Annotated in this window: 22 protein-coding genes; 14 read left to right on the top strand and 8 right to left on the bottom strand. The window is 36.5% G+C overall.

All coding sequences use genetic code 11. The features are described 5' to 3' along the window. Positions 1-101: 101 nt before the first annotated feature. Entirely contained in the window at positions 102-710 is a 609-nt protein-coding gene (locus tag GJV03_RS16440) for a glutathione S-transferase family protein (RefSeq protein ID WP_105713209.1), read from the top strand. Between the two features lie 256 nt (positions 711-966). On the opposite strand, the gene GJV03_RS16435 is transcribed toward GJV03_RS16440, so the two are convergent. Then, positions 967-1,194: a hypothetical protein gene (locus tag GJV03_RS16435; RefSeq protein WP_004722685.1), complete on the bottom strand. Its 228-nt coding sequence runs from the start codon at positions 1,192-1,194 to the stop codon at positions 967-969. 447 nt (positions 1,195-1,641) lie between these two features. Between GJV03_RS16435 and GJV03_RS16430 the strand changes: the two genes are divergently transcribed. The 11 genes from GJV03_RS16430 (at position 1,642) to GJV03_RS16380 (ending at position 12,544) form a co-directional block, all read left to right on the top strand. After that, a complete protein-coding gene (locus GJV03_RS16430) occupies positions 1,642-2,655 on the top strand; it encodes a CobW family GTP-binding protein (protein WP_154130582.1) in 1,014 nt (337 codons plus the stop codon). Positions 2,656-2,711: 56 nt separating this feature from the next. Continuing rightward, positions 2,712-3,242 carry a YaeQ family protein gene (locus GJV03_RS16425; protein ID WP_004722682.1) on the top strand — a complete coding sequence of 177 codons (531 nt, stop codon included), beginning with the start codon at positions 2,712-2,714 and terminating at the stop codon, positions 3,240-3,242. A 107-nt stretch (positions 3,243-3,349) separates the two neighbouring features. Then, positions 3,350-3,973 (top strand): MgtC/SapB family protein, encoded by a 624-nt coding sequence (locus GJV03_RS16420; RefSeq protein ID WP_004722679.1) that lies wholly within the window; start codon positions 3,350-3,352, stop codon positions 3,971-3,973. Positions 3,974-4,190: 217 nt separating this feature from the next. After that, complete coding sequence (locus tag GJV03_RS16415) at positions 4,191-4,529, top strand: FKBP-type peptidyl-prolyl cis-trans isomerase (RefSeq protein ID WP_004722677.1); 339 nt, start codon at positions 4,191-4,193, stop codon at positions 4,527-4,529. Positions 4,530-5,091: 562 nt separating this feature from the next. Then, entirely contained in the window at positions 5,092-7,050 is a 1,959-nt protein-coding gene (pgaB, locus tag GJV03_RS16410; RefSeq protein WP_227515133.1) for a poly-beta-1,6-N-acetyl-D-glucosamine N-deacetylase PgaB, read from the top strand. 8 nt (positions 7,051-7,058) lie between these two features. After that, positions 7,059-8,324 carry a poly-beta-1,6-N-acetyl-D-glucosamine synthase gene (gene pgaC, locus GJV03_RS16405; protein WP_004722670.1) on the top strand — a complete coding sequence of 422 codons (1,266 nt, stop codon included), beginning with the start codon at positions 7,059-7,061 and terminating at the stop codon, positions 8,322-8,324. A gap of 33 nt (positions 8,325-8,357) precedes the next feature. Continuing rightward, positions 8,358-8,771, top strand: coding sequence for a poly-beta-1,6-N-acetyl-D-glucosamine biosynthesis protein PgaD (pgaD, locus tag GJV03_RS16400; protein ID WP_004722669.1), 414 nt, complete (start codon positions 8,358-8,360; stop codon positions 8,769-8,771). 58 nt (positions 8,772-8,829) lie between these two features. After that, positions 8,830-9,957: an acyltransferase gene (locus GJV03_RS16395; RefSeq protein ID WP_105713206.1), complete on the top strand. Its 1,128-nt coding sequence runs from the start codon at positions 8,830-8,832 to the stop codon at positions 9,955-9,957. A gap of 139 nt (positions 9,958-10,096) precedes the next feature. Further along, positions 10,097-11,014, top strand: a complete 918-nt coding sequence (locus tag GJV03_RS16390; RefSeq protein ID WP_105713399.1) for an HARLDQ motif MBL-fold protein — start codon at positions 10,097-10,099, stop codon at positions 11,012-11,014. A 140-nt stretch (positions 11,015-11,154) separates the two neighbouring features. Beyond that, positions 11,155-11,781 (top strand): hypothetical protein, encoded by a 627-nt coding sequence (locus GJV03_RS16385; RefSeq protein ID WP_004722661.1) that lies wholly within the window; start codon positions 11,155-11,157, stop codon positions 11,779-11,781. A 178-nt stretch (positions 11,782-11,959) separates the two neighbouring features. Next, the gene (locus tag GJV03_RS16380; protein WP_105713205.1) at positions 11,960-12,544 is read left to right on the top strand and encodes a hypothetical protein; all 585 of its coding nucleotides are present in this window, start codon (positions 11,960-11,962) and stop codon (positions 12,542-12,544) included. On the opposite strand, the gene GJV03_RS16375 is transcribed toward GJV03_RS16380, so the two are convergent. From GJV03_RS16375 to GJV03_RS16355, 5 genes are all read right to left on the bottom strand, one after another. After that, positions 12,538-12,870 carry a lysozyme inhibitor LprI family protein gene (locus GJV03_RS16375; RefSeq protein ID WP_004722654.1) on the bottom strand — a complete coding sequence of 111 codons (333 nt, stop codon included), beginning with the start codon at positions 12,868-12,870 and terminating at the stop codon, positions 12,538-12,540. The genes GJV03_RS16380 and GJV03_RS16375 overlap by 7 nt on opposite strands. 78 nt (positions 12,871-12,948) lie before the next feature. Further along, entirely contained in the window at positions 12,949-13,509 is a 561-nt protein-coding gene (locus GJV03_RS16370; RefSeq protein WP_004722653.1) for a TetR/AcrR family transcriptional regulator, read from the bottom strand. A gap of 29 nt (positions 13,510-13,538) precedes the next feature. After that, on the bottom strand, positions 13,539-14,447 hold the full coding sequence (locus GJV03_RS16365; protein WP_151956069.1) for an alpha/beta fold hydrolase: 909 nt from the start codon (positions 14,445-14,447) through the stop codon (positions 13,539-13,541). 49 nt (positions 14,448-14,496) lie between these two features. Then, positions 14,497-15,285 carry a crotonase/enoyl-CoA hydratase family protein gene (locus GJV03_RS16360; protein WP_004722651.1) on the bottom strand — a complete coding sequence of 263 codons (789 nt, stop codon included), beginning with the start codon at positions 15,283-15,285 and terminating at the stop codon, positions 14,497-14,499. Between the two features lie 269 nt (positions 15,286-15,554). Further along, on the bottom strand, positions 15,555-17,105 hold the full coding sequence (locus GJV03_RS16355) for a hypothetical protein (protein WP_151956070.1): 1,551 nt from the start codon (positions 17,103-17,105) through the stop codon (positions 15,555-15,557). 408 nt (positions 17,106-17,513) lie between these two features. On the opposite strand from GJV03_RS16355, the gene nfuA reads away from it, so the two are divergent. Then, positions 17,514-18,152, top strand: coding sequence for a Fe-S biogenesis protein NfuA (nfuA, locus tag GJV03_RS16350; protein WP_004819478.1), 639 nt, complete (start codon positions 17,514-17,516; stop codon positions 18,150-18,152). Positions 18,153-18,453: 301 nt separating this feature from the next. Next, the gene (locus GJV03_RS16345; RefSeq protein ID WP_105713201.1) at positions 18,454-20,541 is read left to right on the top strand and encodes a TonB-dependent receptor; all 2,088 of its coding nucleotides are present in this window, start codon (positions 18,454-18,456) and stop codon (positions 20,539-20,541) included. Between the two features lie 43 nt (positions 20,542-20,584). On the opposite strand, the gene GJV03_RS16340 is transcribed toward GJV03_RS16345, so the two are convergent. Next, positions 20,585-21,595, bottom strand: a complete 1,011-nt coding sequence (locus GJV03_RS16340; RefSeq protein WP_154130581.1) for a hypothetical protein — start codon at positions 21,593-21,595, stop codon at positions 20,585-20,587. Beyond that, positions 21,592-22,641, bottom strand: coding sequence for an alpha/beta hydrolase (locus GJV03_RS16335; RefSeq protein ID WP_004722640.1), 1,050 nt, complete (start codon positions 22,639-22,641; stop codon positions 21,592-21,594). Before GJV03_RS16335 ends, GJV03_RS16340 begins: the two co-directional genes overlap by 4 nt. Between the last annotated feature and the right edge of the window lie 72 nt (positions 22,642-22,713).

Here is a 22,713-nt window from a genome sequence, read left to right as displayed (position 1 = left end):
TTTTTTTAGAAAAGAAGCATCATTGCTTTTGCATATAAATTAATCATTCTTAGCGATATTTTGATTATACTCAAAGCACGATAAAAATGGATTTAAAAACAATGAAACTTTATACCAATGCACATTCTCGTGGAAATACCATTTTGCCTTTATTAAAAGAATTAGATATCGAAGATCAAGTCGAAATTATTCAAGTGGATTATAAAGACTTGAATCAGCCTGAATATTTGGCACTGAATCCGATGGCTAAGATTCCTTTTTTAGTGGATCAAGGTTCTGTTATTTCTGAGACACCTGCAATCTTTGCGTATTTAGCAGACAAATATATTGAGAAAGGTTTAGCACCCGCATTGAGTGATCCCAAACGTGGAGAATATTTAAAGTGGTTATTCTTTTGCCACGGACCTTTGACTGAATTCATGGATATTAAAAGTTTAGGTATTTCAACAGAACAAATTCAGGAACGAAGAAGAAGTCTAGGCTTTGGTACAGAAGAAACAATTTATAACTTTATTAAAATTGGGCTGAAGCAAGCAAATCCTTATTTGCTGGGGCATCAAATCTCTGCGGCAGATTTGTTTTTAGCATACTGGCTGATCTTTGCCATCTCTTTTAAAATTGTGCCATATCTAGACGAATTTAAGCCGTTTATACAGTTGATTCAACAGCGTGATACCGTAAAAGATGTAGCTTGGATTCAGGCAGTTTAGCGGAGTTTGTTCAATCATGAATATGGTTTAAAAATTGGATTTTAAATTTATCTGGATGATTCAGAATAGTGAAAATTGAAATATTATCGGTTGTTTTAAACATAAAGTAGCTGCTGAGAAATACATTTTTTGATCATCAGCTTAAGTGAATAACATCAGAAAAAATAAAAAGACTAAATCGCAGCATGATCTAGTCTTTTTATTCAGATCGTCTTTTCAGACAACCCAATTGCTAACTCGGGAGGAGTATTAAATCTTATTGACCTGCTTGAGGAGCAGAAGTCGCTGGAGCTTCAGCAGCGCTTTCAGTCGCAGGTTGAGCTGTAGGTTGACCAGCAGCTTGAGTATCTTCAGCTGCAGCTGGTTGTTCTTGAGTTGATACGACAACTTGTTCAGCTTCAGTCGCTGCTGTATCAGTTGCTGCAAATGTTGAGAAAGCAGTGAAAGCAAGTGTAGTAGCTAAAAGAGTTTTAACGAGTTTCATTTTTGGCATCCTTAATTCATTGAATTGATCGTATAACGACCTGTGAGAGCGTCAGTTGTTAAATGCGTTGCTGATCACAGGGAGTAGTGTCATGCTAAGTGCAGATGAAAAAATGGGCAACCTAAGCAACAAAGCGTAACAGGCTGGTTTACATGTTTAAAACAAATCATTGTATTATGTTGCTTTTTTGTGACTCATTGACTTTTACCAATAGGTAAAAATGTATGTAAATATGAAAAGTTGATTAAAAAACATACTGTGCTGTTACTTAGACTTAACATTCATTATGCAATCTTTATGAATGCTATATTGGAGTTTTGGATTGATTTTGTAATTTTAATTTAAAAAATAGATTTAAAACCTGAAACTATTGGCAAATTTTCAGTAATAATAAGAAGCGTCGTGATAACCATCAATTTCTTTCATTTAATATGCTGAGTCGATCCTTTGAAGATTTTAAGCCAAAAAACAGTCAAAACTCATATTATTTCTGGATTTTTAGGGGCTGGAAAGACCACCTTATTACAGCATTTGCTTCAACAGAAGCCAGAAAATGAAACTTGGGCGGTGCTGATGAATGAGTTTGGACAAATTGGTGTAGATCAACAATTATTACAACAAGACTCAGGCTATGAAGTAAAAGAATTACTCGGTGGTTGTTTATGTTGTGCAGGACAATTGCCTATGCAAATTGCCTTGTCTCGATTGATTTATGATAAACAACCCGATCGACTATTTATAGAACCCACAGGCTTAGGTCATCCCGCTCAACTTTTGGCACAATTGACTGAACCGCAATGGCAAGCGCAAATTGATATGCGTGCATTGGTGACAGTAATCGATGGGAGTCGCTTACATGATTCTGAATGGGTGAATCAAGAGCTTTATCAAGATCAATTAAAAGCTGCACAAATTGTTGTGGTTTCACATGCAGATAGTATGTCTGCGTCTGATCATGAGGTATTAAACCAGTTTAAAAATGATTATTTTGCCTATATTCAAACTTGGGTATTGGCAGAGCAGGGCAATCTTGATATTCAACAGCTGGATGTAACACATCAAGGGATTGAGAGAAAAGTTGTACCGTTGATCCAAGTGCAAAAGCAATTTAACCCCGATGAAGTACTGCCTGTGGTTAAACAATTGCCTTATCACTATGTTGAAACGGCTAATGGATATACTGTTGCTGGTTGGAAGTTTTCAAAGCGTTGGCAATTCGATTTTTATGACTTGTTAGATGTCTTGTGTGAGCAAAAAGACTGGTTGCGGATCAAAGGGATATTCAATACCAATCAAGGTTGGATGACATTTAATTTTAATCCAGAAAATTTGAATTATAAATCGGGTGAAGAAAGCTTGGATAATCGGATTGAACTCATTAGCCAGCACAATCGTGATTGGGAAAGTTTAGAAACAGCTTTGTTGAATTGTCGAATTGATCAGGCGGAAAAAACGCAGTAATCCTTTTGAAAATCTTATAGACTGTGCGCCATATTTAAGAACTTTTTGGAACTTTCATGGCATTAAAAGCAACAATTTATAAGGCTGATCTCAATATTGCCAATATGGATGTGCATCAATATGGTGATTATCAATTCACGATGGCATTACATCCATCTGAAACGATTGAACGCTTAATGGTGCGTGTATTGGCATATGCTCGTTTTGCAGATGAACGTTTGGAATTTACCAAAGATTTATTTGAAACTGATGAACCTGCTTTATGGGAAAAGGATTTAACCGGACAGTTGATTAAATGGATTGAAGTTGGTTTGCCTGACGAAGACAAAGTTAAAAAAGCGGCAGCGCGTTGTAAAGAAGTGGCTGTCATCGCCTATGGTTCAGCCGTTGCAGAATGGTATAAAAGAAGTTCTAAACTCAAAACATTATCAAATGTTCAGGTATGGCAGTTGTCTGAGGCGACGACAACTGCAATTCAAGCTTTATGTCAACGCACAATGCAATTGCAATTGAATGTTATGGATGGTGAGTGGACTTTAATTGGTGATGATGCTCAAGCTGTGATTGAATGGACACAGTTACAATAAGCATTGTTGTCCAATAAAAATTGACAAGAAAAGCAAGCGAATCGCTTGCTTTTTTTTGCTTAAATTTCGTATACCTAGAGTGATAAAAATAGTTATGTAGAAAATCAATGAATAATGACATCTACCACTTACTGATGGCTTTGGCGATTGGTGCGATTATTGGTGCAGAGCGTGAGTATCGCAGTAAGTCAGCAGGGTTACGCACCATGATTATGGTGAGTTTAGCATCCTGCTTATTCACCATACTTTCGATCAAAATTGGGGTACAAAATCCTGATCGTTTGGCAGCAAATATTCTGACTGGTTTGGGGTTTTTAGGTGCTGGGGTTATTTTTAAAGATGACAACCGAATTTCAGGTATTACCACTGCAACAACGATTTGGATGGTGGCTGCATTAGGTATGGCCGCTGGTGCTGGTTATGAATATTTAGCATTTGTTGGAACGATACTGGTACTGGTTGTATTAGTATTTCTCGTCTATTTTCAAGAAAAAATTGAAGCGATTCATCAAGCTCGTAATTACAGGATTTTATGTGATTATCAGCAAGAGACCTTAGATAAATACGAAGAATTGTTTAAGCAATACAATATGAAAATTTTACGTGGCGTACAAAATAAAACTGAAAAACAGATTGTTGGGCGCTGGGTTTTAATTGGGTCTGCACAAAATCATAAAAAACTCATCAATTATTTGCTTTTAGATCAAGAGATTAAAGAGTTAAGTTTTTAAAATAAAAAACGCTTTTTAAATGTAGATGAATTAATCAATTTTGCACAACAAGCGGAACTTTGGAAAACGCAATTGTTGAAATACACGTATAATTACGCCCAACAGGTTGAGCAAGATTATCAACGTTTTTGTAAAAGTTATGCTGAATATTGTACTGAACAAAAGACAGTGATGTGTAAAGCTTTGCACAAACCCGAATGATGAATAGGAATAATGTATGTCAAATGAATTAGAAATTATCGATTTAAAAGTTGGTGAGGGTAAAGAAGCGGTAAAAGGTGCTTTGATTACAACTCATTATACTGGCTGGCTGGAAGATGGAACTAAGTTTGATTCGTCAATTGATCGTGGCAATTACTTTGAAACAGTGATTGGAACAGGCCGTGTAATTAAAGGTTGGGATCAAGGCATTATGGGGATGAAAGTGGGGGGTAAACGTAAATTGATCGTTCCTGCACACTTGGCTTATGGTGAGCGTAAAATGGGCAAAATCATTCCAGCAAATTCTAATCTGATTTTTGAAATTGAACTTTTTGATGTCAAAACACGTGATTAAATTCACTAAATGTTTGGGCTAATTTAGCCATCAGCATTGAATGCAAAAATAGAGGTCAATTGATCTCTATTTTTTTATGCTTGATGAATCATCTATCGACTACACTATGTTGCGCTAAAAATGTTGAGTAAGTCTTCTTCATTTCTGCATATTTCAATGCGATAAAAATATAATCCAAATCTTAATTTAAATGGCTATTTTTGAGCTAATAGTGTGATTTTAAACACAATAGATTTAATTTTTTGTTTATTATTTGCTCGATACTTAACAATCATCTACAATACTTTTGTCTTAAAAGTGTTTAAATGTCACAAATAAATAATTCTGCTCAGAGTTATTTTTAAGGTTCGTTTCAGTTTTATTCTTTTAAATCATCGTTGTAAAACCTCTGGCTCAATTCGTCTTGAAAAAGGATTTTAGTATTTCAATATTGATGTACTACGGACGAATTCAGATTTAAAACAATGATGATCGAGTATTTAAATATATGCTAAGCCGTTACTTTTCTCCTTCAGCGATGATATGCGTAACACTATTGTTTTCTTCCTTTTATAATAGTGCAATGGCAGAAGTAGACCAAGTTGCTACTGAAACTCCAATCGAGCATGAATTACCTAAAATTGATTTAAATACGCTGACAATTATTGGTTATCATGAAATTACGCCTAATCATGATGCAGTGATTCCAGATTATGCCGTGACCACGAAACAGTTTGAGCTGCATTTAGATTGGCTACAAAAAAACGGCTATAATTTTGTCAATGTAGATCAAATTATTAAAGCCAATGAAGGTAAATATAAACTGCCTACTAAACCGGTATTGTTGACTGTAGATGATGGTTATCAATCTTTTTATCAATATGCATATCCGGTCATTAAACAACGTAAAATTCCTGTTGTACTCGCTGTCGTTGGCTCATGGTTAGAACCCAAAGCCAATGAAATGGTTCAATTTGGTGATGAAAAATTAGCACGTAAAAAACTTTTGACGTGGGATGAACTTAAAACCATGCAAAAGAGTGGCTATGTTGAAATTGGTAGCCACAGTTATAATTTACATCGTGGTATTTTAGGCAATCCTCAGGGAAACTCTGAGCCAGCTGCTGTCACACGCCAATACGATCCAAAAAGTAAAACCTATGAATCTGACAAAGCCTATGCAGATCGTATTTTTAGTGATTTGAAAAAGAATAATAAAGTATTGCAATCACATGGTTTAAAAGCACCACGTGTGATGGTGTGGCCATATGGTCGTTATAATATGGAAGCGGTTGCTTTGGCTAAAAAAGTGGGTATGCCTATTACGATTAGCTTAGATGATGGTCCAGACCATATTGAAAAATCTTTAGGTCATTTGAACCGTATTCTTGTTGAAGGGAATATGACTACGGATTCTTTGGCACAAGAAATCCAAAGTCGTCAGATGAATTTTACTGACAATAACCGCCCACAAAAAGTTATGCATGTGGATTTAGATTATATTTATGATCCAGATGAAGCGCAGCAAGAGAAAAATTTAGGTCACCTATTAGACCGTATTCGTGAAATGAATGTAACCACGGTATTTCTACAGGCATTTGCTGATCCTGATGCCAATGGTTCTGCTGATATGGTGTATTTCCCAAATCGTACTCTTCCAATGCGTGCAGATTTATTCAATCGTGTTGCATGGCAGATTCAAACGCGTACTCAGGTCAGTCGTTTATATGCCTGGATGCCGTTATTGGCTTGGGACTTACCCGCTTCAAATCCTGCATCTAAAGATGTGGTGGTGACTCAGCAAGCCAAAGACAGTGATCATTTAAATATGGGATATCATCGTTTAAGCCCATATTCACCAGAAGCACGTAAAGTAATTGAAGGCTTATATCAAGATTTAGCGAAATCCACGACATTTGATGGCATCTTGTTCCATGATGATGCAACACTTTCAGATTATGAAGATGCCAGTCCAGAAGCCATCAACGCTTATCAAAAAATTGGTTTACCAGCCGATTTAGAAGAAATTCGTAATGATGATGCAAAATTGCAAAAATGGACAGATTTTAAAACCAAGACCATTGATAACTTTGCAATGGATTTGGCGCAAAAGGCACGTTATTACCAACCGTTCTTACTGACTGCACGTAACTTATATGCTCAAGTTGCACTTTCAGCATACTCGGAAAACTGGTATGCCCAGTCTTTAGAACAATCGATTAAAAATTATGACTTTACTGCAATTATGGCAATGCCTTATATGGAACAGGCGCCAGATGCAACTAAGTTTTATAAAGATTTAGTGCAAAACGTGAAGAAACAACCGAATGGGATTAAAAAGACCATTTTTGAATTACAAGCAGTGAACTGGCGTAATAATCAAAAGATTCCAACCTCGGAAATTGCTCAAACGATTCAGTCTTTGTATCAACAAGGTGTGATGCATGTGGGGTATTACCCAGATGATCCAATTGAAGATCATCCAAATACTGCAGAAATGCGTAAAGTATTTGATTCTAAACCACAACGATTGGTTCCTTAAGGTCTGATATGAGTGCATTTCAACACCTGTGGCAATCCGTATTAAACTTTATCTTCTATTATCCATTATTTATGTCGTATCTATGGATGATAGGCGCTTTAATTTTCTATTGGAAAGAACGTAAAGAGCCGCCATATACTCAACCCCCAACATTGGAAGAATATCCTTTAGTTGCTGTGCTTGTGCCATGTTTCAATGAGCAAGATAATGCGGATGAGACCATTAGTCATGCATTAAAGTTGAATTATCCAAACTTTGAAGTCATTGCAATTAATGATGGGAGTTCTGACAATACAGCAGAAATCTTAAATGCGTTGGCATTGAAGTATGACAAGCTTCGCGTCGTACATTTGGCTGAAAACCAAGGTAAAGCCATGGCATTACAAGCGGGTAGTTTGCTTACCGATGCTGAGTTTTTAATTGGTATTGACGGTGATGCGTTACTTGATCCATATGCTGCACAGTGGATGATTCGTCATTTTCTCAATAATCCTACAGTTGCGGCTGTGACAGGTAATCCACGTATTCGTACTCGTTCGACTTTACTGGGACGGATTCAAGTTGGTGAATTTTCTTCAATTGTCGGTATGATTAAACGTGCACAACGTACTTTTGGTCGTTTATTTACAGTTTCTGGTGTGATTACTGCTTTTCGTAAAAGTGCTGTACATGAGGTGGGCTATTGGTCACCAAACATGTTAACTGAAGATATTGATATTACTTGGAAATTGCATCGTGCGGGTTGGGATGTAAAGTTTGAACCGAATGCCTTGGTTTGGATTTTAATGCCAGAAACCTTTGATGGTCTATGGAAACAACGCTTACGTTGGGCCATGGGTGGCGCGCAAGTTTTAATTAAGAATTTTGATGTATTATTTAAACCGAAACTGAATTTTCTATGGCCCTTGATTATTGAGTTGATCCTCACCTTAGTCTGGTCATATTTAATGCTGATTATGGTGATTTTCTGGATCTTGCACTTGCTGCTACCGTATGCAGGCTTCCCAGCAATGAGCTCCCCATTATTACCGATGGGAACAGGTATTTTACTCGGTACAACTTGTTTACTGCAGTTCGCAATCAGTAAGTGGATGGATAGTCGTTACGAATCGAGTTTAGTGAAAAACTACTATTGGATGATTTGGTATCCCTTTGTATTTTGGTTGATTACAGTAACGGCAAGTATTGTTGCATTCCCAAAAGTTCTTTTACGTGGAGAAAGTAAAAGGGCACGGTGGGTCAGCCCCGATCGTGGTATGCGACATGATGACTAACATTTTAGTCAGAATAAGTTTTGAGATATGAATATGAAAACAAACTCTTTGATTATTGATGTACGTAAGCAGTTACCGTGGCATCGTCGTTATTTCTCCACGACAATGACGGCAATGCTGTGGGCATTTTGGTTGTTGCTTTGGAGACCTATTGTCATCTTGGTGGGATATCTTTCACTTGAGAAACCACAACTGGTACATTACTTCTTTAATGCTTTTGCAAAAGCCCTAGAAAGCGGATTATTTGCGTTGATTGCTTGTGCGATTTCTTTGTGGTTATGGAGTAACTTTGTTCCAGCGAAGACCAAAAAGGAAGCAGAAGCTAAATCTACACAAGAATATGCTGACCATTTCAATTTGAATGTGGATGAACTTCTACATTCTCGTCAGCAAAAAATCGCTACAGTTCATCATGATGCTGATGGTCGCATCACATATATTGACTAATGGCTTAGTCAGCAAAAGTCCCACAGGTTGGGGCTTTTGTTTTCACAGGGAAACATAGATGTCCGCAAAAATAAACTCGGCAGAAAGTATTCGAGGTCTAGCTTGTTTAGCTGTCGTATTTTCTCATCTTGCAATGAGTTTTTTTCCATTTTTACATCATTTTGATCCTAATGAGAAAACAGATTTGGCTTGGGTGTATGCCATACATCATTTGCCTTTTGGTTTTCTCTACTCAGGTGATGCTGCTGTTTTTGTATTTTTTGTTTTAAGTGGCTTTGTGCTCAGTTATGCGATCTTAAAAAGTCCTCAACAATTTCATGCAAAGATTAAAAATATGATGATTAAACGCTATCCGCGTTTAATGATTCCAGCACTGACTTCATGCATTATTATTTGGTTGGTCTTTAAAGTCATCCATATTGATAGTAGTCATGTGGGTGCTTGGTTACATGCATTTGCGATACAAGATTTTAGTTTTAAACATGCATTATATGAAGGAACTATAGGCGCATTTTTATTCTCAGAAAGTGATATAAACTGGGTGTTATGGACGATGACGATTGAGCTTATGGGTTCATTTGCATTATTTTTTCTACTCTATTTGTACCATTATAAACATATTGCTTTTTGGCTAGGCTCACTTTTAATTCCTTGTCTTGCATTTCTTTGGCGAGGGCAAGGCTTTAGCTTTGGGATTTCCAGTTTTATTATTGGTATCTATATTTATTTGTATGCCAAACCACTTTCAAATGCTGTAGCCATTCCTATGTTATTGATTGGCCTATATTTAGCAGGTGCACATAATACCAGTGCAGCCTATAGCTGGGTTCATCATATTTTAGGGGAGAATACTTATGATTATAGTAATTTCATCGCTGGAATTTTAATTGTTTATAGTGTTTTGATGAGCCCATTATTGTCTAAAGGCTTAGATCACCCGATTTTAGTCTGGTTAGGAAAGTTATCTTTTTCCATTTATCTATTACATTTAATGATGCTGTATTTAATCTGTATTCCGTTGTTTAACTTATTTTTAAGTTGGCATTGGAGTTATTCTCTCGCAGTAATCTGCTCAGGGTTAACTGCGATTGTAGTCACCCTGATTGCTGCGAATTTTTATAGTGATTATGTCGATCAGTTGGCTATTAAGGTCAGTAATAAAATTGCCAACAAGGTTTTAAATTAGTCCTTCAAAACACGCATACAATTTGCAAATATTGTTTACAATTTAAGATGTACTGAGTTGTTTTTTAGGCATTAAAAAATTGATAATTATCGTGATTTAATCAAGTATGGGCGACTCATTTTTAGCATGGATCGCTTATATGCATCTGTTCAAATCCATTGTTATTTCATTGATCGCAATGAGCTTTCAATATACTCAAGCAGCACCATTAAATGCTCAGCAAGCATTGACCGATGCACCGCCGATGAGTTTGTTTGAATCGTGGAATACGCCCATTGAGCCCTTTAAAATTTTTAATCATGTTTATTATGTCGGTACTGAAAATTTATCTTCGGTGCTGTTTGATACAGGTGATGGTTTGGTTTTAATTGATAGTGGGATTGATCAATCGGCAGCGCAGATTAAAGCCAATATTGAAAAATTGGGTTTTAAAATCACAGATGTAAAATACCTACTCAATAGTCATGCGCGTTTAGATCAAGCTGGTGGTTTTGCCAAATTAAAACAATGGAGTGGTGCTCAATTGGTCGCAAGTGCTGCCAATGCCGAAATGCTAGAAAATGGCGGCGTGACTGATTTTGCTTTAGCTAAGCAATTGCCTTTTCCATCTGTAGCTGTAGATATCATTATCAAAGATGGGCAACAATTAAAGCTCGGTCGTCAAATCTTTACAGCACATGCGACGCCAGGCCATTTGCCAGGTGCAACCTCTTGGACGACAGATATCCGTTATTACTTTAAAAACTATAAAGTCATCTATGCTGACAGTTTATTTACGGGCGGTTATTATTTGTTAAACAATAACAATTATCCAAATCTAGTTTCAGACATACGACACACATTTAAAACTTTGGATGCAATCCATGCAGATATTTTCCTTGCCAATAAAGCGGATCGCTTCCATATGAAGCAGAAATTAGCTAAATTGAATGCGGGGGATAAAAAAGCATTTATTGATCAGACGGGTTTACAAAATTATGTAGCGAAGGGGAGTGTTGAATTTGAACAACAATTACAGCAGCAACAACGCTTAGCGCAGTTTAAAACATTACAATAATTAATTTAAAATAAAACATGCTATATGCGTTATATAGCATGTTTTATTTTAAATATTGCTATAATTCAGATAAAACTGATCATTTGTTTTTAAATGATATACAACAGATAACGACTTATCCTAAAATATAGAAAATTGAAATGAAAATACAATATATCAAACAGTTATTATTCATTTGTAGTGTCGTGATCACGTCATCTATATATGCACAAGAATTTCAACAATTGAACATTCAAATGCAGCTTTCAAAACAATGTTATCAAGATGATGAAGACATATTTTTACCTCAAACTTATCAATTACGCTCGACAAAAGTCGTATTAAAAACCTATTCCTGTATCCGTAAAAAGCAAGATCGAGAGCAATATTTTTCAGCGTATGGGATACAGTTGGGTGCTAAAAAATCATTATATTTAGTCGATCAACTGGCGGATGCAAGTGGTTATGTTGGTGTTAAATCTGAGCAAGTGGATGCAGATACGATTGTGTTTGACAATATGTATGAACGTGGCGGTGATTTAGTGATTGTGTGGATGCCAGATCTACAAAATATCTATCATGTGAAAGTTCATTATATGGCCTCAGATGAAGGTGGGGTAAAGCTGTATAGTAAAAATGATCAGATTTTTATTCAAAAAATTGCTTTAAAAGCGCTTAAAGATGATCAGCCGATATATAAAAATATAGGAAAACCGATAATACTCAAAAAGGTGCAAGGCAAAGGGATCGTATTTGCTTCAGGTGATCTAAAAGCATTACAAAATTAAAATAATAGATCTGGTTTATCTGTATAAAGAAAACAATTGTTACGTTTAAGCTGGGTATCTCTAGTGAGATAGTTATACAATTTACTGGGTAAACTATTAAAAAAACAATCAAAATACTCAGCTTTAAACTTAGCTCATGAGTCTGAACTGGGGCGTATTATATGCTTGAGATTACGCTATGTTGAAATTTATCATTGTCCTATTATTTTTGATCACGCTATATGTGTTATGGCGGTGGGTTGCTAAACAAAAAATTAATGCAGCTTTTGAAGAACAACGACAAGCGTTATCTCAATTGGTTCAAAATCCTCAAGAAGAGCATGAACTGCCCGAAAAAACCAAGCTGATTAAACAGATGATTGCAGAAGAGCGACAAAAGGCGAGTTCAACAGTAGCAACAGTACCATTAAATTCTACAGTTCAAGTAGAGCAGCCGACCGTACTTGAGGAGCAACATACCCCCGCCAAGCCGATCACTGATGAAGACCAACGGTTATTTGATGCAGCGGCGCAACTGTTTTTTGAACAAGCTTTACAGACCAAAGATTTTTCTCAAGCAGGGCATATTCAGCATGACGTACTCAGTAAGATGCCGATGAATACACAAAGTCAGATCGGGTCTTTTGATTTTGGTGAATGGTCTATTTTTTGGAGCTATCATGAACAATCACTTGAATACTATGTCGGACGTTATGGGGTGTTCTATGCGCATGTTGATCATCAAGGCATAGAACATAAAGCCGAATTTAAAGATCGTTATTGATTTTCTATTAGACTGCTTAATTCTTTTAGTCGAAATGTTGTGGAATTGATTTCACAATCTAAATGTGCAAATCCTGATGCCAATCCCAAAGCCCCATAAGTAAGACTTCCCATGAGTTCATTACATTGAGCATCACGATAATTGAGCCAAGCTTTTTGTGATTTTTCCAGTAATAACTTGTTGTTATCATCGTATTGCAGATAAATGCGTTGATATAGCTTATTCATTTTCGCTTTATCTGTTTTTAATTGCTGCTGCATACATTGATAAGCTTGTCGTTGATCTTGTTGATTGCATTGTGCATAAGCTGTATTGAATAGGCTCATAAAAAGCAAAGCTAAAAAACTATATTTGATCTTTTTTATCATTTAATTTTCACCAAGAAGTTGCAAATCAGTCGAGTATTATAAGGAGAGTTGTTGAGAAATTCGCGCTTTGACTTGATTTAAATAGAACAGATCGTTATTTAGTCGATACATTAAAATCGCACCCTCATAATCGGCCACACTTATTTTTGCCAAAATTTGTGCATCGGCTTGATCCATTTTTTGTTGAAATAATTGATACAAGGCATTTTGCCAATCTTGGAAAATTTCACGGATTTTTTCCAAGACTTCTAAAGAAATATGGCTTGCCTCTAAGGACAGTATCCCAACTAAACAGCCTTTTATTTCATAACTAAAAAAATGAACAGCTTTATCATGGATGATTTGAAATTGTTGATTTGCATCCACTACAGCAAAATCTTCGAGTTTAAACAGCGATTGATTTAAATAAAGATGAGTGTGCGCTAAGATCTGCATCAATAAGGCTTGTTTGTTGGGATAATAATAATAAAACGATGCTTTACTGAGTCCACATGCTTTTGCCAACATCTCCATACTTGTTCCAGCATAACCATGTGCTTTAAATTGTAAAGCACAGGTATTTAACATATGTTCAGGCCTAAGTTTTTGTGGGCGCATAGATGACCTTGCTGCTTATGGAGTTAAAATTAATCGTGGATGAATGTTTCGAAAGTATTTAACATTTTATCCCAAATTGGCTCCGAACCTTGACGAAAATAACCCATATGTCCAATCTGTTTTAAACCAAACTCGTCTGCGGATATGTTGATAAAGTGCATGGGCGCATTTTTATAATGTTGCATAAAAGCATAACGAGAATTTGGCAATGCCCAATCATCATCTAAAGCGGCTACTGCATAAATCGGCGTTTTAATTTGGGAATATTGTTCATGCAAATTTTGTTGCTCAGGATCTGCAAAAAAGTAAGTGGGATTTTTACACCATCTACGCCATTGTTGGTAGACCCCTTTAGGTAAATCTGCCCCCATATTGAGTTTACTCCAAGGTAAGTAACCTGTAATCGCCACCATAGGTGGAAAGATAATGTTCCAAATTACCTGAACTTTAATTTTTTCTTTAAATGGCATATAGCCATGCCAGCCAGCACCTGTGCCAAAACAATACATTGCACTTACTTTGTCGTGATTCGGTGTTAACCCTAAGGCTTGTCCACCGTAAGAATGTCCAACTAAAAATAGGGGCGTATCTTGTTTAAAACTGTAGTCAATTGCACCTGCTAAATCTAATTTTCCCCAATCCAGATATGACATTTTAAAACCTTTTAATTGCCGTGGCGCAGATTTGGCCACGCCACGATAATCAAAAGTGAGTACCTGATAACCCAATTGTGCTGCATATTCAGAGAAGCGGCGATAAAATGCTTGTGGGACACCTGTTGCACTGGAAACAACAAGATTTGCTTTGATTGTATCGACTGGCGTGTAAAGTACGCCAGCCAGTACATAACCATCCAATGCCTTAAAGCTGATGACTTGGCTGGTAAAACTATTGCCATTCAAGTGTTGGACTTCAGTTGAGTACTTTAAATTTTGCATGATTGTTCCCACAGTTATTTGATTATCGCCGTATATCACTATGATTGGTTTACTTGCCTTTAAACTGTGGTGCTCGACGTTCAATCATTGCTCTTACACCTTCTTGCGCATCTTCTGAGGCAAGTAAAGGGCTAAGTAGATTTTGTAGGTTTGCAAAAGCGACTTCAGGACTTTGTAAAAAGGCTTGATGTGCCGAATGCAGTGCCGCTTGGACGGCAAGTGGTGCAGCATTGGCAATACGTTCAGCCAGCTCTATGGCACGCGTTAACTGTTGGTTATCCTCAACAACCTCAGTGACTAAGTTCATTTCATAGGCTGTTTGTGCATAAAATAAATCACCAGTTAACACATATTTCATAGCTTTTGCCCAGCCAGCGGCTTGGACGAAACGTACTGTTGCACCACCAAACGGTAAGATACCGCGCTGTACTTCAATTTGGGTAAACTGAGTATTTTCATTGGCAACAACGATGTCAGAATTCAACATCAATTCAATACCAGCGGTATAACAATAGCCTTGTACCGCGGTTACCAATGGTTTTGTTCTTTGACGCCCAACAGTTCCCCAAGGATTCACAATATCATCGCTAAAATTAAATACCCCATCGGCTAGTTTTGGCTGTAACTCAACCAAGTCTAATCCTGCGGTAAAATGATCACCATGTGCAAAGACCACCGCACAGCGTAGTTGTGGATTATTTTCATATTCAGTTAAAGCCAGTGATAGGTCGTGAATCATATGACTATCAAAAGCATTGCGTTTATCTGCACGATCTAAGCCAATTAAAAAAATATGACCACGGATTTCACGACTGACTTTTCCTTGTAGATTTGACATTTGTTGTTCTCTCATTGGTTGTTTTATAGGTTTTTAAACGATCGTTAGAAAACTGTCAATCATTTTAGAATGACTGAACCGTTTACATTGGTATAGCATATTTAAGGCATTAAAGAATTGCTGCATTGTGTATGTTATTTGGCGCTATGGGGGAATGCCTATGCCTTTTATTATGAATTTAATAAGATTTAAAATTGTGGTCATATAATTAAATGCCCAGCTAAATTTATCACTGGGCATTTAATTTAAAGAGATTTAAACCTGAAGGATTACTTTTTAAACTTGGTTAAAAGCTTTTGCATTGGCAATTTATCACTCGCATATCCATAAATTGCAGCAAAAGGTAAGGCTGTGCGAGCAAGATAGGCGACACGCCATAAACCACCATGATTTGCGCCTTCCATCATCAATTCTAATGGATGACCCATCTCAGTTTCTGGATTTGCAACAGACTTCGGATTTCTTAAGTCATGGATCCAAAGCGCTGCCATAATTGAATTGGTTGTCTCAGGACGGAACGCTTCTACATCAAACAAACTTGCACCGTTAAACGCAGCTTTAAGCAAAGGATTCTTGGTGACCGAATGTGTTGTCGTAGATGGCGCAATATTGATACTGACATGTTGCCCCTGATGCCGTGCTAAAGTTGCGCGCCACTGTTGAATACGTTTTGCCAAGGCATAATTAGGGCCTTGCTCAACCACCAGACAATCAGCGATTCCATAAAATTTACCATTGTCAGAGCGAATCAATTGTTGATCATGGTGCTTAAAGAATTGCTTTAAGGAAAGTGCTGCAATCCCTTTGCTGAATACGGTTTCAAATTTTGATCTATGTTTGAACTTTTTGTTTGAACCTTCAATCACTTCTTCTGGTACAGCATAGACATCTGTAGGCGTACACATATACATCAGAGACGAATCATTTTTGTGTTCACTGACATGGCTCATAATTGTGTCCATTGCCATCGACACACGTACATGTTTCTCACCATCCAAATAAGCAATAGAGGCCAAATCTAACTTGTGTGGATTATCACAAAGCCATTGTGTAATTTCTGGAATTTGGGTCAGTAAATTTGCCCCAAGTTTACTTTTTAATTCATCAATATCATGGTTATTGACGATTTTTTGAAAACTAGGTGCGTACAGTGTAGCATTGCCATTTTCAATGGTTTTAAGAATTCTCTCCCAAACGCGTTCATTGGGTAGATCAACGGCAACAATATTGGCTTTCCATTTTGATAACCATGTTAATGGGCCTGCCTCTGAAGCTGCGCCAAATAAAACTAAGGTACGATCCGATAAATCAAACCATTCAGGATGTGCAATCACTTCTCTCAGTGCGTCTGCATGACTTGCTTCAATAATGCCAGTATCTTGCCACTTTTGAATTTGCTGATATAGCGCTTCGCCTTGTAGTTTTTGCCCATGATAGGGTACAAACCACTCCACCTCAGCATCTGAATGACCTTTAAAACTAACGCTTTGAATCTTGTCTAGTACTGGAACTGTACCAATATCTTTTAAAGAATAGCGTTGGCCATCTCTAAAGAAATCAAAGCTATGCTGGGCTTTGTGTAGGCCTTGTTTGGCAATAGTGATGGCGTTATGACTTGAACGAATGCCATGTTCGACCAATGCCTTAAAATAAACTGGATAATTTTTACGCCAGTTTTTTTCATCTAAAGCTTGCTGTGCGCTGAGATGATCAACCAAGGAAAGTGCTTCTGCAATGATTTCTTTACCGACTTGCGAGCTGCTACTTTTTTGAGTCTTTGGATGAACTGGAAACTGTAAACCATCAATTGAACTGGACATGCAAAATATCTCGTTTTATTTCATCATTAATATACAGATGTATACATTATCCATGCCATATTCAATATTTGGGTGGCATTTTCTGACAAAATTTAGATAAATTGGTCGTATAAATTGAATAAATTAGTGCTAAAAATGTCTTAAATTAAGCTTAGTATTTCATTTATAAAAAGTTTCATTGGTGTCATTTTATGCGTTTTAAAGCTCAATTTGTTGATAAGCTAAAATGCAGTAAATATCAATTTGTGTATGATTTATATCCATTTATTATGTGTATATGTTATGTTGAAATTTGCGTAGATTATATTTTTTACATCTTTTTAAGTTAATTCCGACAATTTTAGTTGATTTTCACTCATTCAGCCTCATCTTCAGTTAAAATACCGACTTCAGCTTGAGGATAGAGTTATGTCGACTGAGAACACCAATACTGCGGTTGCAGAAGAAATTCCAAATTTATTGATTACTCCCAATGCGCAAGAGTATTTAAAAGATCTTTTGGAGAAGCAAAATACTCCAGGAATTGGCGTTCGTGTATTTGTTGAAAATCCAGGTACTCCACGTGCTGAATGTTGTATGGCATACAGTGCACCTGATGAAATTGCTCCAACAGATTACAAACAAGATTATCCTGATTTTCCTGCATTTATTGATACACCGTCGATTCCATATCTGAAAGATGCTGTAATTGATTACAACAAAGACCGTTTTGGTGGGCAGCTTACTTTCCGTGCACCTAACTCGAAAGTACCACGTGTTGGTCCAGATGCGTCTATGGAAGAGCGAATTACTTATATTCTTCAGGCAGAGATCAATCCTGGATTGGCAGGGCATGGCGGAAACTGTGCACTGGTAGAAGTGGTTGAAGATGAAGAACATGGTTTAACTGCGGTATTAAAATTCGGTGGTGGCTGTCAAGGCTGTTCTGCGATCGATGTAACGTTAAAACAAGGTGTAGAAACTACGCTTAAAGAGCATATTCCTGAACTCGGGCGTGTGGTCGATCAGACTGACCATAGTCAAGCAGAAGGCGCTTATTTCAAATAATCTGTATATCAATGTAGATATTTGACTGTTCTTTAAAACCTCCGAATTTCGGAGGTTTTTTTATGGATATTGCATAGCTAAATTTAACTTTTGTATTTTTTAAATCTTAATAAGCTTAAATGAATCTTAAAAAACAGAATAAAAACTTAAAGATATGCCTGGAAATGTCCAAATATTAACCGAATGGTTAATAAAAATGAGAATAGTTATTAATATTGTTTATAATGCTGTGGTGTTTTTATTACACATTGTATCTAAATCTTCATTGTCTATTCATTGCTGAGCCTCTTTGGAATACCTTATGTCTACTAACCGTATCATCCAATCTGCGTTATCTCTCTCCATTGTCACTATTATGATGGGTACTGCCTATGCAGCAGATTCACAAGAAAATTCTAGTGATAAAAGATCTCAGTCTCCTGAATTAGCGAAATTACAAACGATTGTGGTTTCAGCTGCGGGTTATGAACAAGATCTTACAAAAGCACCTGCATCTATAACTGTGATTAGTAAAGAAGAATTACAGAAACGTGAATATAGCGATATTACGGATGTACTTCGCAATACCCCAGGGGTTGTTGTTTCTGGTTCTGGTTCTGCACAGGGTATTAGTATTCGCGGAATGAGCTCAAATTACACGTTATTTCTTATCGATGGTAAACGCCAGTATTCAAAAGATGTGAATCCAAATGGCGATGACTATGGTTTTGAAAAAAATATTTTGCCGCCTATGGCAGCAATTGAGCGTATAGAAATTATTCGCGGACCCGCTTCAACTTTATACGGTAGTGAAGCGATGGGTGGTGTGATTAACATAATTACTAAAAAAGTGACTGATGAATGGTCGGGAACTGTTGAATTAGGTACAGTGATTCAAGATCACAATAATTCTGGTGATATAAAGAATGGATCGGTTTATTTATCTGGACCATTAATTGCCAATAAATTAGGTTTACAACTTGGTGTAAACAAACAAAAACGTGATGAAGACAGTTATGAAGGTGGCTTCCGTGGTGTTGAGCGTGAAAGCTTAAATACACGCTTCACTTATTTAGTCAATGATCAACATGACTTACAACTTGATGCAAATTTTGTCAAACAAGATGCTGAATCAACAGTAGGTAAAACGGTTGCCCCAGCAGCCAATGCAGCTGATTCATTTTCAAGAAATTACCGCAGTGTCTATTCTCTAACCCATAATGGGAAATATAGTGACAATTTAGAAAGCTCAACTTATTTACAGTATGAAAATTCCCGAAATCCTGATCGTGAAAATACGACATTGGATACGAAAGGAATTGAACTCGAAACATGGACGTTCAATAATCAATGGAATTGGAGTTTAGCAGATCATAGATTGTCATTCGGTGCTTACTATAAAGACGAATCTTTAAATGATAAGGCGACCAACCGAAATCCCAATATTCCTGAGTTTAGTGAATTAACACGCTGGTCAGCAGCTGCATTTTTAGAAGATACTTGGAGTATTACAGACCGCTTTGATTTAACGGGTGGCGTACGTTATGACCATGATGAAAATTACGGTGGTAATGTTTCACCGCGCTTATACGGTGTGTTTAGTCTAAATGATAACTTTACTGTAAAAGGTGGTGTTTCTACAGGCTATAAACAACCAGATATTCGTGCAGCTACAGAAGGTTTTTATAGTGTAACTGGTGGTAGTGGCTCACCTACACCTACAGGCCGAGGGATTATTCGAGCAAATCCAGATCTTGATCCAGAAACAAGTATTTCTTCAGAGTTAGGGTTTAATTGGAAAAATGATTATTTTAATGCTTCTTTAACAGGATATATCACTCAATTTAAAGATAAAATTACTGAAGTACGGACATGTGAAACAGATACTGATGGCTCAACGACCAATCGTAATAATGTTGCTGCTTGGAAATGTGCAGAAGGTGCTACGCCATTCTACTTTATTAGTGATCGTATCAACGTAGATGAAGCTGAATTGAAAGGGATTGAGGCAACTGTTGAAGCAGATTTAACTGAATACACAACATTGACAGCGAATTATACGTTTAGTGATACTAAAATTAAGTCAGGTGAATTTAAAGGACGCCCTTTAAATGAAATGCCTGAACATATGTTTAATATTACTGTTGATCATAATATTAACGATGCCTTAAATATTTGGTCTAGATTACATTATCGTGCTGAAACTTCAGCTTATTTAAGTCGTACATCGATGTCTAATCCCAATCCTGGTTATGAGTTTTTAGATGTAGGGTTTAATTACAAATTTACCCCACATTTAAAAGGAAAATTTGGCGTTTACAATATTTTAGATGAACGAGCAGAAAATGCAGATGGCGATCAATTATTAGATGGACGTCGTTATGGCATCAGTTTTATTGCTAATTTCTAATGTATAAACCTATGTTTTAAAATGAATAGTAGAAAAAGGCGCTTTATGCGCCTTTTTCAATATTTAGAATCTTTAACGTTTCATCTGAATAATAAAATTTTTCCAGATAGATTCGTGCACGACTCTTTAAGTGTTGAGAAGCAACCATTTGTTGAATAACAGGTTCAAGTAACTGTTGTAATTGATTTTGAATCAACGCTTCATCAATATTGATATCACTTAAAATTAAATCAAAAGGGCGTTCTTCATTACGTACATACCAAGTCAGTACGCCATCATGTACTTGTTTCTTTAAATAATCTGTTTGGCGAATATGTTCCCATATCTCATACCCCATACCCACAGTTTTAGGTAAGTCGTTAATTTCAACATAATTACGCAATACAGCAATCGGTACTTTTTTAATTTTATGCCACAAATTGGCTTGAAAATGATAAAGCTTATTGTCATCAAACTGTTGGTTAATGACTTGTTCACTCAACTGGCTAATTTTAATAATATTTTTTTGCAGATAATGCTTAACCGTATCATCTAAATTAGTGTCGGTAACCGATTCTAAAACTGATTTCCCCATCTTCATAAAACGTCCCACACCAGGAACTTTTTTATTCATGACCGAATTATCAATATAGTCTTGAATAGAGTGATGGATCAATTGGGTTAACATGCTTGAAAAGGCTGGATTATTGACAACACGTTTGATCAAAGCTTGGCGATGACCTGATTTGCTTGCGACATATTGCGCAATTTTATCAATCGTGCTGACTGGAATAATATCTTCAATTAACGTTTCATCGTTACTTGGATGAATTAAGGCAAAACGAATATGTTCAGCGATTTGCTCAATGAGAAAGTTATTTGCAGGTGTCGCTAAAATTTGCTTTGACAATAAATCATGAATTTGTGCAAAAGACCAAATTTGTTTTAAAGGCTGTTTTCTAAACCAATGATAAAATTCAGTAAACTCAATTTTAATCGTATCAGCCTGTGAAAATTCTTGATCTAAAAAGCCAAGTTGGGCTTCGATCAATTGTTCAATGAGTTGATTTTTCATTTTTTGAACTCAATTTGTCCATGTGTTTGATCTGACAATGGGTTTTGCAAAGGCTGTACTTTATTTAAAAAGCTTAAATAGTGGTCTGCAACACGTTCAGGTGCTTCAAGTAATGGCATGTGCCCAACACGTTGTAGAATAATCGGTGTTTCAGGGCGTTTTAATACTGATTTTAATTCATTTGCAACATCGGCATTTACAATCTGATCTTGTTCACCCCAAAGAATCATGGTGGGCGCTTCAATGTTTTTTAACATCGTGGTAAAGGTTGAAGGGGTGTAGAGTCGATTGAGTGCGTCAATTTGATTGATGATTTTGGCTGTGTCTTGAGATTTTGCAATGAATAATTTTTCTTGTTCATCTTTAATCACACGGGCAGTAAAAGGGGGATTAAACATCACCTTTTTCATAACAAAATCCAAATCACCTTTTTGTGTGATTAATAATTGTTTGAGATAGATCGGATTTCTTAAATAATTGGTATTTGTTGATTTAAAAATACCTCCAGTACTCATTAGGAATAAGCTTTTCGTATCAAATGGATACTGTGAGGCATAAAACATTGCAATGGTTCCCCCCAATGAATGCCCAGCAATATTTAAATTATCCTGTAAATGTGCAGCTTCAATAAAGCGTCTAAGTTGCTCAGTTACATTCGGTACAGATAAATCAAAATTGGCTGGAACTTGGGTACTTCCTGCTGAAGGCAAGTCTGGAATAATCACATGGTAATATGGGGTCAATGACTGCGCAATATCATTCCATGTATCACGGCTGCTGGCTAAACCATGAATCAATAAAACTGTTGGCTTATCTTTAGAACCACCTTCACTATAAGACCAGATAACATCACCCACACGCAATGTTTTAGACGTTAATCCTGCCCAAGCACGTTCTTCTTGTACAATTTTTAAATAATCCACATATTCTGGTGTGCCAGCAGTTGCATTGTTGTGACTACCTAAAAACAATACACCGATCGCAGTCAAACTTAACAATATGCTGTTTAAAAAATGAAGAATTTTTTTATGGGCCAGTTCAGACATGCAGAGGGTTCCGAGTAAAAGACTAGGCATTATATAAAGTAAAAATATTATTCATGATCATAATTTTTTCAA

The organism is Acinetobacter sp. RIT698 (assembly GCF_009668065.1).
GTDB classification, from domain to species: domain Bacteria; phylum Pseudomonadota; class Gammaproteobacteria; order Pseudomonadales; family Moraxellaceae; genus Acinetobacter; species Acinetobacter guillouiae.
This window is presented reverse-complemented; position numbering and strand designations above follow the sequence as displayed.

Bases quoted from the DNA above. Each gene is read 5' to 3' on its own strand.
- GJV03_RS16440 (WP_105713209.1), top strand. From the start codon at position 102: ATGAAACTTTATACCAATGCACATTCTCGTGGAAATACCATTTTGCCT.
- GJV03_RS16435 (WP_004722685.1), bottom strand. From the start codon at position 1,194: ATGAAACTCGTTAAAACTCTTTTAGCTACTACACTTGCTTTCACTGCT.
- GJV03_RS16425 (WP_004722682.1), top strand. From the start codon at position 2,712: ATGGCATTAAAAGCAACAATTTATAAGGCTGATCTCAATATTGCCAAT.
- GJV03_RS16420 (WP_004722679.1), top strand. From the start codon at position 3,350: ATGAATAATGACATCTACCACTTACTGATGGCTTTGGCGATTGGTGCG.
- GJV03_RS16415 (WP_004722677.1), top strand. From the start codon at position 4,191: ATGTCAAATGAATTAGAAATTATCGATTTAAAAGTTGGTGAGGGTAAA.
- pgaB (WP_227515133.1), top strand. From the start codon at position 5,092: ATGGCAGAAGTAGACCAAGTTGCTACTGAAACTCCAATCGAGCATGAA.
- pgaC (WP_004722670.1), top strand. From the start codon at position 7,059: ATGAGTGCATTTCAACACCTGTGGCAATCCGTATTAAACTTTATCTTC.
- pgaD (WP_004722669.1), top strand. From the start codon at position 8,358: ATGAAAACAAACTCTTTGATTATTGATGTACGTAAGCAGTTACCGTGG.
- GJV03_RS16395 (WP_105713206.1), top strand. From the start codon at position 8,830: ATGTCCGCAAAAATAAACTCGGCAGAAAGTATTCGAGGTCTAGCTTGT.
- GJV03_RS16390 (WP_105713399.1), top strand. From the start codon at position 10,097: ATGCATCTGTTCAAATCCATTGTTATTTCATTGATCGCAATGAGCTTT.
- GJV03_RS16385 (WP_004722661.1), top strand. From the start codon at position 11,155: ATGAAAATACAATATATCAAACAGTTATTATTCATTTGTAGTGTCGTG.
- GJV03_RS16380 (WP_105713205.1), top strand. From the start codon at position 11,960: ATGTTGAAATTTATCATTGTCCTATTATTTTTGATCACGCTATATGTG.
- GJV03_RS16375 (WP_004722654.1), bottom strand. From the start codon at position 12,870: ATGAGCCTATTCAATACAGCTTATGCACAATGCAATCAACAAGATCAA.
- GJV03_RS16370 (WP_004722653.1), bottom strand. From the start codon at position 13,509: ATGCGCCCACAAAAACTTAGGCCTGAACATATGTTAAATACCTGTGCT.
- GJV03_RS16365 (WP_151956069.1), bottom strand. From the start codon at position 14,447: ATGCAAAATTTAAAGTACTCAACTGAAGTCCAACACTTGAATGGCAAT.
- GJV03_RS16360 (WP_004722651.1), bottom strand. From the start codon at position 15,285: ATGTCAAATCTACAAGGAAAAGTCAGTCGTGAAATCCGTGGTCATATT.
- GJV03_RS16355 (WP_151956070.1), bottom strand. From the start codon at position 17,105: ATGTCCAGTTCAATTGATGGTTTACAGTTTCCAGTTCATCCAAAGACT.
- nfuA (WP_004819478.1), top strand. From the start codon at position 17,514: ATGTCGACTGAGAACACCAATACTGCGGTTGCAGAAGAAATTCCAAAT.
- GJV03_RS16345 (WP_105713201.1), top strand. From the start codon at position 18,454: ATGTCTACTAACCGTATCATCCAATCTGCGTTATCTCTCTCCATTGTC.
- GJV03_RS16340 (WP_154130581.1), bottom strand. From the start codon at position 21,595: ATGAAAAATCAACTCATTGAACAATTGATCGAAGCCCAACTTGGCTTT.
- GJV03_RS16335 (WP_004722640.1), bottom strand. From the start codon at position 22,641: ATGTCTGAACTGGCCCATAAAAAAATTCTTCATTTTTTAAACAGCATA.